The sequence below is a fragment of the Litoreibacter albidus genome (assembly GCF_900107015.1).
Taxonomy (GTDB): Bacteria; Pseudomonadota; Alphaproteobacteria; order Rhodobacterales; family Rhodobacteraceae; genus Litoreibacter; species Litoreibacter albidus.
The window spans coordinates 848,566-862,345 of sequence record NZ_FNOI01000001.1 but is presented as its reverse complement, the minus strand read 5'-3'; the positions used below and the strand labels follow the sequence as shown (position 1 = coordinate 862,345).

Below are 13,780 nucleotides of genomic sequence, written 5' to 3'. Positions count from 1 at the left end.
AGTCATAATCAAACAGTTGAAAGAGGGAGGCCCGCATCACATGGCCAAAGTTAGTTTTTTAGGATTGGGCGTTATGGGATACCCGATGGCGGGGCATCTTGTGAAAGCGGGCCACGAGGTCACCGTTTACAATCGCACCACCGAGAAGGCGCAAAAATGGGCGTCCGAGCATGGCGGTCATTTTGCGAAAACCCCGCGTGAGGCGGCGGATGGCGCGGATTTCGTGATGGCCTGCGTGGGCAATGACGACGATCTGCGGTCGGTATGCTTGGGTGACGACGGGGCTTTCGCGGGCATGTCAGCGGGGACCATTTTTGTGGATCACACAACCGTGTCCGCGAAAGTCACCCGTGAACTCTATGCGGCGGCCGACGCGCTGCAAATCAGCTTTGTAGATGCGCCGGTATCCGGCGGCCAAGCAGGGGCGGAAAACGGCCAATTGGGGGTTATGTGTGGCGGCGATCAAGGAGCCTATGACCGCGCCGCGCCAATCATCGACAGCTATGCGAAAGCATGCAAACGCCTTGGCGAGAACGGTGCGGGGCAGTTGACCAAGATGGTCAACCAGATCTGCATCGCCGGCTTGGTACAAGGTCTGTCCGAAGCGCTGCACTTCGCCGAGAAGGCGGGGCTGGACGGCAAGGCAGTGGTTGAGGTGATTTCCCAAGGGGCCGCAGGTTCGTGGCAGATGTCGAACCGCTACGAAACAATGGTAGACGACGTGTTTGACCACGGTTTTGCAGTGGACTGGATGCGCAAGGATCTGGGGATATGTCTGGATACCGCCGACGAGAACGGCGCGTCGCTGCCTGTCACCGCATTGGTCGACCAGTTCTATAAGGACGTCCAAAAACTTGGCGGCGGGCGTTGGGATACGTCCTCGCTTATCAAGCGTCTGCGGGCTTTGGACGGATAAGGGGAGTTAGGTAAGGTATTGCGCTGCGGCTTTGCCGCATCGCTATACGCGGGGACGCTGCCCCCGCACCCCCGAGGTATTTCGGAAGCAATGATGGGGGCAGGGCACCGCGTGTCAGTTAGGTCTGTTTAGGGGATGATGCGGTTGTATTTATTGCCTTCAACCTGCGCGCCCGCGATCAGGCCGGATTGACCGAAGACCACCGCGATAACCGGTGTCAGCGCGGTGGTTGTGTCCACGCCAAGGTTGCCCGCGTCATTGGCCACGGCAAAGCGTGCATCGGCGCCAAGCGTCCAGCCTGGAGAACGGCGGAAGTCGGAGAGGGCTTGTTCTGTCATGAAGAACAGCGCGTGCGAATACTGTTGCGCCCCGATCTGGAAGCCGAAGCTGGCGGCGGTGGTTGAATAATAGTCCACGGTGACGTCGTTCACCCGCAACGCGCCGCGCCCGTATGAGCCGCCAACGCCGAAGCCCGCTTCCGAGACGAGCGGCATCATTAAAATACCAACAGCCTTGTTGGACAGGTCGGTGGTGCCGCCGACGTTGCTATACATGAAGTCGAATGCGCTATCCACGCGGGCGTCGATTTTTGCACCGCCTTGGGAATTTACGCCGTTGCCGCAGGCCGCCAACAGGGTCGCGCTGCCGGAGGTCGCAAGAAAGTTGCGCCGGGAAAGAATGCTCATGGAATCCGCCTATTTTTATTGTACTGCCGTTGACCTCTGAAAATTGGGCCTTGTGGATAAATTACGCCATGCCTTGCGCGATGTCACGCGATTTACACCGCGAATTGGCAAGTGTCCGCCTATTGTGATCCGTCTCTATCTGCGTAAATCTGCAAAATCGCGCTGTAGGCGTCCGGCGGGCCAGTGGTGAACACACCAGCCTCACCCGCCTCCAGCGCCGCGCGCCAAGAGCGGTAGCCGTCTTCAAAGCCGTCCGGCACGCTCGCCTCGTCCATCACCAACTCGCCCGCGCCGCTGGCGTTGAACGCGCTTTGCGCGATGGGGGCGTGGGCGACATCCGGCCAGTCAAGTTTGCGCGCGTCCTCGCTGGGCATGATGGAGACAGACAACACCGCGCTGTTAGACGGGTCGGCCCCAAGATCGGCGGCGGCATCAATGCGCCCGATCGTGACGATCAGCTGCGGGTGGTTTTCGGTTTCCGGAAAGGTCCAAACTTGGCCCACTGCATAGGTCATGCGTTTAGCAGTCTGGCAACGCGCGGAGCGAAATAGGTCAGGATTCCGTCACAGCCTGCGCGCTTAAAGGCCATCAGGCTTTCCATCATCACCTGCTCCTCATTGATCCAGCCGTTGGCGCCCGCACCCGTGATCATCGCGTATTCACCGCTGACTTGATACGCGTAGGTCGGCGCGCCGAACTGGTCCTTCACGCGGCGACATATATCAAGGTAGGGCAAGCCAGGCTTGACCATGACCATATCCGCGCCCTCCGACAGGTCGCGCGCAACAAGGCGCAATGCCTCCTCGGCGTTGGCTGGGTTCATCTGATAGGTCTTCTTGTCGCCGACAAGCGCCCCTGAGGCGCCCACCGCATCGCGAAACGGCCCGTAGAACGCGGAGGCGTATTTAGCGGAGTAGCTAAGGATCGCCACGTCTTGAAAGCCGTCGGCCTCCAGCGCGTGGCGCATGGCGCCGATGCGGCCGTCCATCATATCGGAGGGTCCGATAATGTCAGCACCCGCTGCGGCCTGCGCCAGCGTCATCTTCACCAAGGCGTCGACGGTTTCATCGTTTACGATAACGCCGTCGCGCACGATGCCGTCGTGACCATTCGCGTTATAGGGGTCCAGCGCGACATCGGTCATGATCGCCAGCTCTGGCACGGCGGATTTGATCGCGGCGGTGACGCGGTTCGACAGGTTGTCGGGCGACCACGCCAAGGCGCAATCCTCTGTGCGGGCGGACGCCTGGGTGTAGGGGAAAATGCAAACTGCCGGAATGCCCAAATCGCGGGCTTCCTTGGCGGCGACGACCGCGCGGTCAAGGGTCAGACGCGACACGCCTGGCATGGACGGGATCGGATGCGCGTCGTTCTCACCTTCCATGACGAAGATCGGCCAGATCAGATCGTTCACACTCAGCACATTTTCAGCCACCAAGCCGCGCAGGGCGGCTGTGCGCCGCAAGCGGCGCAGGCGGGTGGCGGGGAAGGGCGCGGTGATCGGCGTGAGAGGCATTCGCTGGCGGCTTTCATGAGATAATGTTTTGTCAGTGGTTGCATGATTGGGGGACCGCCTCAAGCCCCTCGCAGGAAAACGCGCGGCGCGGCCTTTCCATCACCACATTACCCGACTAGTGTGCGCGCGCAGGATCCCCACCAATGAGGCGCAACCGCGTGGACATTTACTCAACCGTCTTCGAGCTAATCGACATGCGCTCTTTCTCAAACTTGTGGTTCTGGATCACGCTGGCATACGTGTGGTCGGCGGCGTCGCATTACGTCATCGGGGTTCCTTATGATGTGGTTGCCCGCGCGGTGAAATACGGCGGCCAAGTGGAGCAGGATTTGAAGGACTTGGTGCGCGTCAACGCCAGCCGCTTTGTCTATATTGCTGATATGTCCGGCCTGTGGCTGGTGGGCTTTGGCTTTTTCGCGCTGACCGCTGTGGCGTTGATGGGCTTCGTTTACGGGGTGGAGTTCTGTCAGGCGATATTTTTGATGTTCTCGCCGATGGCATTGGTTTTCGGGTTGTCCGTGCGTTGCGCGCGGCGCATCGACCACACCTCCCTAAGTGATATTCGCAAAAAGCTGCGCCGCCAACGGTTGGCGGTTCAGGTGATCGGCATGTTGGCGATTGTTGTCACGGCGATGTGGGGAATGTTCCACAACCTTTCCGTGGGCGTGCTGGGCGGTTGACACGGCCGCCCCAAAACTTAGGTCATCGGGCATGAATATGATTACAATTTCCGGCGCCCCCGAGGGCTTTGACGCGAAACTGCTTCTCAAGGAACTGGCGAAGGGGCCGGTCATCCATGTGGCGCGTGACGACAAGCGCATGGCCGCGATGCGCACCGCGCTCGCATTCTTCGCGCCAGAGGTGCCTGTTCTGGATTTCCCCGCATGGGACTGCTTGCCTTATGATCGTGTGTCGCCCAACGCCGATGTCGCCGCCGCACGGATGGCGACGCTGGCGGGACTGGCAGGCGGCGTTCCGGGGCCGTTCATCTTGCTGACAACCTTGGCCGCCGCGACGCAATACGTGCCCGCCCGCGAAGTGCTGGCCGGGGCGTCCTTCGTGGCGGAGGTTGATCGGCAGATCAACGAGAAGTCTTTGCGCGAATATCTTGTGCGCATGGGTTTTTCCCAAAGCCCGACAGTTATGGAGCCAGGCGATTATGCGATCCGTGGCGGCATTATCGACATTTACCCCCCTGGGGAGTTGGGACCGGTGCGCCTTGATCTGTTCGGTGATGTGCTGGACGGCGCTCGGCGCTTTGACGCAGCGACGCAGCGCACCACAGAAACGCTGAACCGGATAGAATTGGCCCCCGTGTCAGAGGTTATTCTGGACGAGGCCGCGATTGCGCGTTTCCGCCAGAATTACCGTATCGAATTTGGCGCGGCTGGCACAGATGACCCGCTTTATGAGGCGGTGTCAGCGGGGCGCAAGCACCAAGGTGTGGAGCACTGGCTGCCGTTCTTTCACGAGAAGCTCGAGACCATCTTCGACTATTTGCCGGATGCCGTTGTCGCGCTGGATGACCAAACCGAAGCCGCGCGACTGGCCCGCTGGGACAGTATTGCCGACCAATACGACAACCGTGCGGAGGCTTTGAAGTCCAAGGCGCGCATGGACAGTGTTTATAAACCTGTCCCGCCGCATCTGCTCTATCTTGACGATGCCGCCTTTAGGGGTGCCGTCGCGGGGCACCGCGTGCTGCAACTTGCGGCTTTACCGCAATCGACGGGGCCTGGTGTTATTGATGCAGGAGGGCGTATCGGGCGGAACTTCGCGCCAGAACGTCAAGCCGAAGACCGGAACATTTTCAGCGCATTAGCGGACCATGTTAATCAGCTGAAAGCAGGTCGGGCTGTAATCGTCGCAAGCTTCTCCGACGGCGCGCGGGAACGTCTTCACGGTCTGTTAGAAGATCAAGACATCCACGACGCCAAGCTGGTCTCCACCTATAAGGATGTCGGGGAAAAGGGCGTCTACCTGACGGTCTGGGGCTTGGATCAAGGGTTTACCGCTGCTGGGCTGGCCGTTGTGTCAGAGCAGGACGTGCTGGGGGATCGGCTGATCCGGCGCTCCAAACGACCCAAGCGGGCGGAAAACTTTCTGACCGAAGCCCAAGGCCTGTCACTGGGCGAGCTGATCGTGCATGTGGACCACGGCATCGGGCGCTACGTTGGCTTGGAAACGGTGACCGCTGCGGGGGCACCACACGAATGCATTCTGCTGGAATACGCGGGCGGTGACCGGCTCTATCTTCCTGTCGAGAATGTCGAACTGCTAAGCCGATATGGGCATGAAGAGGGGCTGCTCGACAAGCTGGGCGGTGGCGCGTGGCAGGCCAAGAAAGCCCGCCTGAAACAGCGCATCCGTGATATGGCAGACCGCCTGATCCGCATCGCCGCAGAGCGCGAGTTGCGCCGCGCCCCCATCGTGGAGCCGCCGCAAGACATGTGGGAAGCATTCTGCGCACGTTTTCCTTACGAGGAAACCGAGGACCAGTTAACCACCATCGAGGCGGTGATGGACGACTTGGCCAAGGGCCGCCCGATGGACCGGCTGGTCTGCGGCGACGTCGGCTTCGGGAAAACCGAAGTTGCGATGCGCGCGGCATTCATCGCGGCGACGGGCGGCATGCAAGTGGCCGTGGTTGCGCCCACTACGTTGCTGTCCCGTCAGCACACCCAAAGCTTCAAGGAGCGCTTTCGCGGCTTCCCAGTCAACGTGCGGCAGCTGTCGCGCTTTGTTGGAGCGAAAGAGGCCGCCGAAACCCGCAAGGGATTGGCGGATGGCACCGTGGATATTGTGGTCGGCACGCATGCCGTGCTGTCAAAACAGGTGAATATCAAGAACCTCGGCCTGCTAATTATTGATGAAGAACAACACTTTGGCGTGCAACATAAAGAGCGTCTAAAGCAACTTCGCTCCGACATTCACGTGCTCACACTGTCAGCCACCCCAATCCCGCGCACCTTGCAGCTATCCCTGTCAGGCGTGCGCGAATTGTCGATCATCGGCACGCCGCCCGTCGACCGTTTGGCCATCCGCACCTACGTGTCGGAATTCGACACCGTCACCATCCGCGAGGCGTTGCTGCGCGAGCATTACCGTGGGGGGCAAAGCTTTTATGTGGTGCCACGCGTGTCAGACCTGCCGGACGTTGAGGCGTGGCTGAAGGAGCATGTGCCGGAGGTGTCCTATCTTGTCGCCAGTGGTCAGATGCCACCGGGCGAGTTGGACAGCAGGATGAACGCTTTCTACGACGGCAAGTATGACGTGTTGTTGGCCACGACGATTGTGGAATCCGGCATCGACATCCCGACAGCCAACACGATGATTATACACCGTGCGGATATGTTCGGGCTAAGTCAGCTTTACCAAATTCGCGGACGGGTCGGGCGCTCGAAGACCCGCGCCTATGCGTATCTGACCACCAAGCCGCGCCAGAAACTGACACCCACAGCCGAGAAGCGGTTGCGGGTTCTGGGCTCCATCGACAGCCTTGGCGCGGGCTTTAACATCGCCAGCCAAGACCTTGATATCAGGGGCGCAGGCAACGTTTTGGGCGAGGAGCAGTCTGGCAACATGCGCGAGGTCGGCTATGAGCTTTACCAGTCCATGCTGGAGGAGGCCGTCGCCAAAATCCGCTCTGGCCAGTTGGAAGGTCTGACCGAGACGGACGACCAATGGGCGCCGACCATCAACCTTGGCGTTCCGGTGCTTATCCCGGAAGACTACGTGCCAGACCTTGACGTACGCCTTGGGCTTTACCGTCGTTTGTCGGGGCTGACGACCAAGGTGGAGTTGGAAGGCTTCGCCGCCGAGTTGATCGACCGCTTCGGCAAGCTGCCGCGCGAGGTGAACACGCTGATGTTGGTCGTGCGGATCAAGGCCATGTGCAAGCGCGCTGGCATTGCCAAGCTCAACGCAGGAGAGCGTGGCGCGACCATAGAGTTCCACAACAACAAATTTGCCAAGCCCGAAGGTCTAGTGGCTTATCTGCAAGAGCCAAGCAACAAGGCCAAGCTGAAGGACAACAAGGTTGTCGTCGTCCGCGACTGGGCGAATGAGGCCGACAAGATCAAAGGCGCCTTCGCCATCGCCCGTGACCTTGCGGAGCAAGCGGGTACGTTCAAGCGAGCGAAGAAAGCCAAGTAAGGCGCGGCTACCTGAGGCCGCGCTTTACCATCGTGAAGGAAAGAATTGACAACGCCGCCGTAGCGCTTGCTAAGGGCAGGGGCGTGCCATTGAACGCCAAGCCGATGGGCGCCGCAATCACAACACCAAGCACTGTGGATGTGGCCCCTATGATAGACGCCGCCAAGCCAGCGATGTGACCCGTAGGCTCCATCGCGAGTGCGTTCAGGTTGCCAATCACCAAGCCCGCCATGAAGAACAGTGACGTGGTCCACACCAGATAGAGGGCGAACGGAACGCCCCCTGTGAGGCCGGAAAACAGGACCGCGAGCGAGAAAACAATCTGCAAACCAAACCCTGCGGAGATCATCCTTTGCATACCAACCCGGACCACCAACCGCGCGTTCAGAATGGACGCAGTGCCAGATACCAAGGCGATGATCGCGAACCAGAACGGAAACTCGTCGCCGCGTCCGTATGTGACCTCGAATATCTGCTGGGTAGAGCTAAGGCAGCCGAACAACATCCCGAATGCCAGCGCTTGCACAGTGGTGGAGAGCGTAAAGATACGGTAGGAAAAACACTCCCGCGTCGCGGCAACCAATGCCTGTGGCACGAAAGGGCGACGGTCCTTTGGCGGCAGGGTTTCAGGTTGGCGCAGCATTAACCAGCCGATGGCCAAGATCGCAAACAGCACGAAGCTGTAGAAAACCGCGCGCCAGCCAAAACCCGCAATAACATAGCTGCCAAGCAGGGGGGCCACGGCGGGAACCAGTGTGAAGATCATCATCGCGTAAGACATGATCGACGCCATCGTGCGCCCCTCATACTGGTCGCGCACAATGGCGAGTGTCACAATGCGCGGGCCAGCAACCCCCAAACCCTGCACCAACCGACTGGCGAGCATGGTCTCCAACGACTGCGCCTGACCCGCCATAAGCGCGCCGATGACGAACAAGATCGCCCCCGCAAAGATCACGGGCTTACGGCCAAACGTGTCCGACAGTGGGCCTGTGACCAAGGTCCCGATGCCCATACCCAGCACAAAACTGGTCAGCACCAGCTGCGCACGGTTGGGCGCCTCCGGCGTTAAGGCCTGCGCGATTTCGGGCAAGGCAGGCAACATGGAGTCGATGCTGAAAGCGACCAATGCGAAATTGAACGCCACCAGAATGATGAATTCGGGCTGCGACAGACGGCGTGTAGGTGCGTTCACGGGGTGGCCTTTGCGAATAGGTAGATGGCAAGCGCCCAGATAATCAACTCAAACGAAAACGTCCAATGCAGGATGAAGGACCAAATGAAATGGCTTTGGGTCGCGGGGACTTGCACGAATTCAAACAGGTGATCACTGAACGGCCACGCCCACGCGATGGAACCCGCAATACTGTCGAGAATGAGGTGCACGAAGATCGCCACGAAAAACACCCGCGCAGGCGGTAACCATTTCGGGGCCCACATGCGCAGCGACAGAAGAGCCGCCAAGGCGACAGGTGCCCAAAAGCCGGGGATGTGAACCCAGTAGTGGTGATGGTGTATGGCGCGGTCATCAACCAGATAGAACCAGATCAGGTCAAAATCCGGCAGCACCGACCCGAGCAGCGCCGCCAGCATCAACCAACGGTTGACGCCGTAGCGCTGCGCTGTGCGGCCCAGCACATAGCCCGCTGGCAGATGTGCGGTGATCATGACTGGGCAGCAAGCTGCTCGTTCACATCTTTGATCACGCTGGCCCACAAGTCGGGCTGCTGTGCGCCCGGCAGCACGTGCTGGCTGGCCACGATATGTGTTGGCACGCCTGTTACGCCGCGTTCGCGGGCGTTGGCATCGCGGGCACGGATGTCGTCCACGTCTTGATCCGTGGCCATAAGGCGCGCAACCATGTTGCGGTCCATCTCTGCGGCCTCAGCGATGTCGAGCAGCGCGTCGGTGTTGCCAATATCGCGGCCTTCTTTGAAGTAGGCCTTGAACAGCTTGGAGACCACGGCCGTCTGCCGCCCCTCCAGTCCGGCCCAATGGATCAGGCGGTGCGCGTTGATGGTGTTCGGCGTGCGCTGGATCGCGCCAAAGTCAATGTCGAGGCCTGCGGCCTCTGCGGCTTCGGCGATCTGGCCATAGACACGCACCGCACCTTCTTTGCCACCAAACTTATGCTCAAGATACTCGCGACGATCCATACCGCCCTCTGGCATCGTCGGATTCAACTGGAACGGGTGCCATTCGATGGTGAACGGATGATCTGGGTTCGCCTCCAGCGCACGGTCCAAGTGGGCCTTGCCGATGTAGCACCACGGGCAAATGACGTCGGAGATAATGTCGAGCTTAATCATGGGGATCCTCAAATGCGTATCGCAGCAAGCGACGGTTCAGCTTGCCGTTTGTACCTTTTGGCAATGTCGCGCGGTGGATGTAAAGGCGTGGTTGCTTGTACCGCGCGAGCAGCGCCTGTGCATGAGCGCGCAACGCCTCGTCCTGAAGGGGGCCATCCGCAGAGTAGAACAGCGCGATGACCTCGGTGTCGGCTTTGACTTCAACCGTTACAGCCGCGCAACCCGTCATGGCGGCATACCCCGCAAAGGCGGCCTCTACCTCTAACGGCGACACGCGGTAACCGCCCGCGTTCATCATATCGTCGCTGCGCCCCAAATAGGTGATATCGCCGTCCGCGCCCATGCTGACGGTGTCGGCGGTCACGAACCACGCGCCCTCGGTCACTAGGTCCGCATCCAATGTGCCGAGCATCAAGCCCGGATCATCACGGTGAATGGCCAGCAAGCCGGGGGTATCTACTGGCACGGGCGCGCCGTCTTGAACCACTGCGATGCGGCGCCCGACCTGCGGACGGCCCGATGTTCCTTTGCGGGCAGGACGTGTGGGGCTGCCCGAGACTAAGGTGGAGCACTCGGACATGCCCAAAGCCTCGTGAATATCTGTGCCAGTTGTTTCCTGCCAAGCTATGCGAACGGCATCCGGCAGGCTTTCACCGGCCGATAACCCGTGGCGTAGCGCGGGCATCGTAGGAACCGCGAACTTTAGCATCTGCCGGTAAACCCCTGGTGCAGCTGCAAAGATGCTGGCGTTGTGCTTAGCGACCAACCCCGCCAGCGCGTCAGACGGAACGCCAGCGGAGGGGATCAGAGCCGTCGCGCCCATGCTCCACGGATCCATCAATCCTGTGCCTAGTGTGTACGTCCAGTTGAACGCGCCCGCGTGCATAACGCGGTCGTCTTGGCGCAGCCCGTACCAGCCGTCCCACATCATGCGCCGCGCCCAGATCGCGCGGTGGGCATGGCGCACCCCCGTCGGGCGGCCGGATGTGCCGGAGGTGAAAACAATGTAGGCCAAGCGATCAGGGTCGCCCATAACCGGAGGGATCTCTGCGGCCTCCGGCAATTCGCCGAGCACGGGTGCCGCACTATCCGGCAGGGACACGCCGTCTTGGTGTAAAATCAGGGCAGGCTGCGTTTGGCGCGCGATGTCTGTGGCCTCTCGCTTCGTCAGTTGAGAGGACGCGGGGATCGGCACAAGTCCCGCCCAAATACACGCGAGATATGCGATGGGGAAGTCTGGCGTATTGCCTAGGCGAAACAACACGCGGTCGCCAATGTTAAGCCCTTGCGCCCTTAAGCCGCCGGCCACACGTTGCACACGCCTACAAAGGGCGTCGTAGGTCAGAACCGATGCATCGCCGCCCACGACCTCCAGCGCGGGTTTGTTGCCAAGACTTGGCGCGTAGGACAGCACATAAGCCGCCATATTGAACGGGGACGGGCAGGGCGGCGGTGGGCCGTGATCAAAGACAGATTGCATAACCAAAGGGCTAGTGCCCATTGCCACATGCCGCAAGAGGACGCTATGAGAACGACCATGACCAGTAAAGACGAACCCAGCCTCATTCGCCTCGCCCGCGCCAGCGGCGACAGCAGCCCTGTAGAGCCATTGAACCTTGGTGCCCGTGTGCGCGAGTTACGCAAAGCCCGCGATTGGACGCTGGAACAAGCCGCGAAGGAAGCCGGACTGGCGCGCTCCACGTTGTCGAAGATTGAAAACGAGCAAATGTCGCCGACGTTCGAGCTGATGAAGAAGCTGGCCGACGGGTTGGGCATCGGCATGCCACAACTGTTCACGCCGCCCAAAAAAGCGCAGGTGAACGGTCGCATGGATGTGACCCGTTCCGACCACGGCTCCGCCCATGTGACGCCGACCTATGAGCATGAGTTGCTTAACTCCGGCTTAACCAAAAAGGCGATGTTGCCCTACCGCGCCCGTATTCGCGCGCGCAGCTTTGATGAATTCGACGGCTGGATCCGCCATGACGGCGAGGAGTTCTTGTATGTGCTGACAGGCGCGGTTCAGCTGTTCACCGAGTTCTACGAGCCGGTTGACATGAAACGCGGCGACAGCGCTTATTATGACGCGTCGATGGGGCACAACGTGGTGTCGACCAGCGCGGAAGACGCGCTGATCCTTTGGGTCACATCCATGGCCTAAGCGGCCTCGGTCCACTAGCTGAACATCTCTCGCAGATCGACGGAGGACCGCGCGCCAAGATCATCGAAATGCGCCTCAAGGAACGCATCTGCCGCGATCCGGCCAGCCGCTTTCAACTCCTTTAACACGTAAGGCGTGGGGATGCTTTTCGTCGCCACGGAAAGCTGGGTCATCAGCGCATCATCCGAGATCATGTGAACTAGCACATCTTTCATTGACCCGCGCGATAGTTTGCCGCTTACGATAAGGTCATGAACGAATTGGACCGCGCGCAGCTCTCTGAACAACGACCCGTTGAAACTGATCTCATTGATCCGGTTCTGGATTTCCGACGCTTTGCGCGGTACCTCGTCGCGGTGCAGGGGGTTGATGTTCACAATCACTAGATCGGACGGGAAGTCCGGTTCGAACAGCGGGAACAGGGCAGGGTTGCCCATATAGCCGCCGTCCCAATACGCCTCCACACGGTCGGTCTTGGGATCAAAGATCTCCACCGCCTGAAAGATCGTCGGCAGGCAGCCCGATGCCAGAATGGCATCCGTGTTGGTGTCATCATGATCGAAGATACGAATTTTACCGGACCGCACGTTGGTGGCGCAAATGAACAGGGCAGGGCCTTCCTTGGCGCAAACCTCGTCGAAGTTCAGCTGCTCCACAATTGGGCGCAAGGGATGCGCGTAGAGCAGGCCAAGATTGTAGGGGCTGGCCACGCGGCTGAACATATCCAGCGCTTGGTAGAACGGCGAGGACTCAACCGCATGACTGACAGAGCCGGGGCTGACGCCCTGCATCCAGCTTTGTAGGTGGGTTTGATCGCTCGCGCCGATTTCGCCCCAAAGCCAGTCCAGCTTGGCCTTGGCACCAGCTGCGCCATCTTCCAACAGGCCTGACTTTAGCGCGGCCCCGTTCAGAGCGCCCGCGGAGGTACCGCTAATCGCAGCGATCTCGATACGGTCGTCCTCCAAGATGCGGTCGAGGACGCCCCATGTGAACGCGCCATGCGCGCCGCCGCCCTGCAAGGCAAGGTTGATCCGCTTTTTCATCGGGCGCGCACCAGCCGCAAGCCCCGCGTCACAACGCGGTCCATCCGCCGTCCACGCTGATCGTGGTGCCCGTGATCTGCGTCGCAGCATCCGAGCATAGGAAGGTCGCTACGCCGCCAAGCTGCTCCGTTGTGGCGAACTCTTTGGACGGCTGGCGCTCCAGCATCACGTCCTTGATGACTGTCTCGCGGTCCATGCCGTATTTCTCCATAGTGTCGGGGATTTGCGACTCCACGAGGGGCGTCATCACATAGCCCGGACAGATGGCGTTGGCCGTGATCGGCTCACGCGCGGTCTCAAGGGCCACCACTTTGGTCATTCCGACGACACCGTGCTTTGCGGCGACGTAAGCCGACTTATACGGCGATGCGGTCAGCCCATGCGCGGAGGATATGTTAATCACGCGGCCCCAGCCTGCCTTGCGCATCATGGGCAGGGCGGCGGCGGTCGTGTGAAACACAGAGCTGAGCATGATCGCGATGATCGCATCCCATTTGCCCACGGGAAACTCGTCGATGGGGGCAACATGCTGGATGCCCGCGTTGTTGATCAGGATATCGCATTGGCCAGCCTGCTCAATCAGGGCGCGGGCCTGTTCGCCGTTGGACAGGTCAGCTTGGATGTAGCGAGCTTCAAAACCGCTGTCCTTCGTGATCTCTGCCGCGATGGCGTGATCTTCGTCTGTGTTTGTGTAGGAGTTCAGAACCACGTTCGCGCCGGATTTCGCAAGCTCGCGCGCGATGCCCAATCCGATACCGGAGTTGGAGCCAGTGATGACGGCTGTTTTGCCTTTGAGTGGGGTAGGGAGAGACATTCGTCGGAATCCTTTCAATCACGTTCCGCTACAACCTACATGCTGCAGCTGCGAAGGCTATGAAAAGCTTCTGCACCATTTGGTGAAAGCTGTCGGTTTGCGCGGACAAGTCGCGCCGCCTGTGCCAAAAAAAAACGCCAGCACGAAGCTGGCGTTAAGTTATTGAGGCAGGTTTCATAC

General features: G+C 60.1%; 13 protein-coding genes. 4 read left to right on the top strand and 9 right to left on the bottom strand.

Annotated features, from left to right (window positions below; all coding sequences use genetic code 11):
- Positions 1 to 40 precede the first annotated feature (40 nt).
- Positions 41 to 916: an NAD(P)-dependent oxidoreductase gene (locus tag BLW66_RS04280; RefSeq protein ID WP_089945327.1), complete on the top strand. Its 876-nt coding sequence runs from the start codon at positions 41 to 43 to the stop codon at positions 914 to 916.
- Positions 917 to 1,044: 128 nt separating this feature from the next.
- On the opposite strand, the gene BLW66_RS04275 is transcribed toward BLW66_RS04280, so the two are convergent.
- The 3 genes from BLW66_RS04275 to hemB all read right to left on the bottom strand — a co-directional run bounded on the left by BLW66_RS04275 (position 1,045) and on the right by hemB (position 3,118).
- Positions 1,045 to 1,602: a lipid-binding SYLF domain-containing protein gene (locus tag BLW66_RS04275; protein WP_089945326.1), complete on the bottom strand. Its 558-nt coding sequence runs from the start codon at positions 1,600 to 1,602 to the stop codon at positions 1,045 to 1,047.
- A 119-nt stretch (positions 1,603 to 1,721) separates the two neighbouring features.
- Positions 1,722 to 2,117: a hypothetical protein gene (locus BLW66_RS04270; protein WP_089945324.1), complete on the bottom strand. Its 396-nt coding sequence runs from the start codon at positions 2,115 to 2,117 to the stop codon at positions 1,722 to 1,724.
- Positions 2,114 to 3,118, bottom strand: a complete 1,005-nt coding sequence (gene hemB / locus BLW66_RS04265) for a porphobilinogen synthase (RefSeq protein ID WP_089945321.1) — start codon at positions 3,116 to 3,118, stop codon at positions 2,114 to 2,116. The genes BLW66_RS04270 and hemB overlap by 4 nt, the downstream gene beginning before the upstream one ends.
- Before the next feature lie 143 nt (positions 3,119 to 3,261).
- Between hemB and BLW66_RS04260 the strand changes: the two genes are divergently transcribed.
- Entirely contained in the window at positions 3,262 to 3,798 is a 537-nt protein-coding gene (locus BLW66_RS04260) for a component of SufBCD complex (RefSeq protein ID WP_244508542.1), read from the top strand.
- Between the two features lie 31 nt (positions 3,799 to 3,829).
- Entirely contained in the window at positions 3,830 to 7,273 is a 3,444-nt protein-coding gene (gene mfd / locus BLW66_RS04255) for a transcription-repair coupling factor (protein ID WP_089945320.1), read from the top strand.
- A 7-nt stretch (positions 7,274 to 7,280) separates the two neighbouring features.
- Here the strand turns inward: mfd and BLW66_RS04250 are convergent, their stop codons facing one another.
- The 4 genes from BLW66_RS04250 to BLW66_RS04235 are packed head-to-tail and all read right to left on the bottom strand — an operon-like array spanning position 7,281 to position 11,062.
- Positions 7,281 to 8,468: a multidrug effflux MFS transporter gene (locus tag BLW66_RS04250; RefSeq protein ID WP_089945318.1), complete on the bottom strand. Its 1,188-nt coding sequence runs from the start codon at positions 8,466 to 8,468 to the stop codon at positions 7,281 to 7,283.
- A complete protein-coding gene (locus BLW66_RS04245) occupies positions 8,465 to 8,941 on the bottom strand; it encodes a metal-dependent hydrolase (RefSeq protein ID WP_089945317.1) in 477 nt (158 codons plus the stop codon). Before BLW66_RS04245 ends, BLW66_RS04250 begins: the two co-directional genes overlap by 4 nt.
- The gene (locus BLW66_RS04240) at positions 8,938 to 9,582 is read right to left on the bottom strand and encodes a DsbA family oxidoreductase (RefSeq protein WP_089945315.1); all 645 of its coding nucleotides are present in this window, start codon (positions 9,580 to 9,582) and stop codon (positions 8,938 to 8,940) included. The genes BLW66_RS04245 and BLW66_RS04240 overlap by 4 nt, the downstream gene beginning before the upstream one ends.
- Positions 9,575 to 11,062 (bottom strand): class I adenylate-forming enzyme family protein, encoded by a 1,488-nt coding sequence (locus BLW66_RS04235; protein WP_089945682.1) that lies wholly within the window; start codon positions 11,060 to 11,062, stop codon positions 9,575 to 9,577. The genes BLW66_RS04240 and BLW66_RS04235 overlap by 8 nt, the downstream gene beginning before the upstream one ends.
- 57 nt (positions 11,063 to 11,119) lie before the next feature.
- On the opposite strand from BLW66_RS04235, the gene BLW66_RS04230 reads away from it, so the two are divergent.
- A complete protein-coding gene (locus tag BLW66_RS04230) occupies positions 11,120 to 11,743 on the top strand; it encodes a helix-turn-helix domain-containing protein (RefSeq protein WP_089945313.1) in 624 nt (207 codons plus the stop codon).
- 14 nt (positions 11,744 to 11,757) lie between these two features.
- On the opposite strand, the gene BLW66_RS04225 is transcribed toward BLW66_RS04230, so the two are convergent.
- Positions 11,758 to 12,786 (bottom strand): patatin-like phospholipase family protein, encoded by a 1,029-nt coding sequence (locus tag BLW66_RS04225; protein ID WP_089945312.1) that lies wholly within the window; start codon positions 12,784 to 12,786, stop codon positions 11,758 to 11,760.
- A gap of 28 nt (positions 12,787 to 12,814) precedes the next feature.
- Positions 12,815 to 13,600, bottom strand: coding sequence for a 3-hydroxybutyrate dehydrogenase (locus BLW66_RS04220; RefSeq protein ID WP_089945310.1), 786 nt, complete (start codon positions 13,598 to 13,600; stop codon positions 12,815 to 12,817).
- Positions 13,601 to 13,780 lie beyond the last annotated feature (180 nt).

Coding starts and splice junctions, on each gene's coding strand:
- hemB (WP_089945321.1), bottom strand. CDS start 3,118: ATGCCTCTCACGCCGATCACCGCGCCCTTCCCCGCCACCCGCCTGCGC.
- BLW66_RS04270 (WP_089945324.1), bottom strand. CDS start 2,117: ATGACCTATGCAGTGGGCCAAGTTTGGACCTTTCCGGAAACCGAAAAC.
- BLW66_RS04280 (WP_089945327.1), top strand. CDS start 41: ATGGCCAAAGTTAGTTTTTTAGGATTGGGCGTTATGGGATACCCGATG.
- BLW66_RS04220 (WP_089945310.1), bottom strand. CDS start 13,600: ATGTCTCTCCCTACCCCACTCAAAGGCAAAACAGCCGTCATCACTGGC.
- BLW66_RS04230 (WP_089945313.1), top strand. CDS start 11,120: ATGACCAGTAAAGACGAACCCAGCCTCATTCGCCTCGCCCGCGCCAGC.
- BLW66_RS04245 (WP_089945317.1), bottom strand. CDS start 8,941: ATGATCACCGCACATCTGCCAGCGGGCTATGTGCTGGGCCGCACAGCG.
- BLW66_RS04275 (WP_089945326.1), bottom strand. CDS start 1,602: ATGAGCATTCTTTCCCGGCGCAACTTTCTTGCGACCTCCGGCAGCGCG.
- BLW66_RS04225 (WP_089945312.1), bottom strand. CDS start 12,786: ATGAAAAAGCGGATCAACCTTGCCTTGCAGGGCGGCGGCGCGCATGGC.
- BLW66_RS04240 (WP_089945315.1), bottom strand. CDS start 9,582: ATGATTAAGCTCGACATTATCTCCGACGTCATTTGCCCGTGGTGCTAC.
- mfd (WP_089945320.1), top strand. CDS start 3,830: ATGAATATGATTACAATTTCCGGCGCCCCCGAGGGCTTTGACGCGAAA.
- BLW66_RS04260 (WP_244508542.1), top strand. CDS start 3,262: ATGAGGCGCAACCGCGTGGACATTTACTCAACCGTCTTCGAGCTAATC.
- BLW66_RS04235 (WP_089945682.1), bottom strand. CDS start 11,062: ATGCAATCTGTCTTTGATCACGGCCCACCGCCGCCCTGCCCGTCCCCG.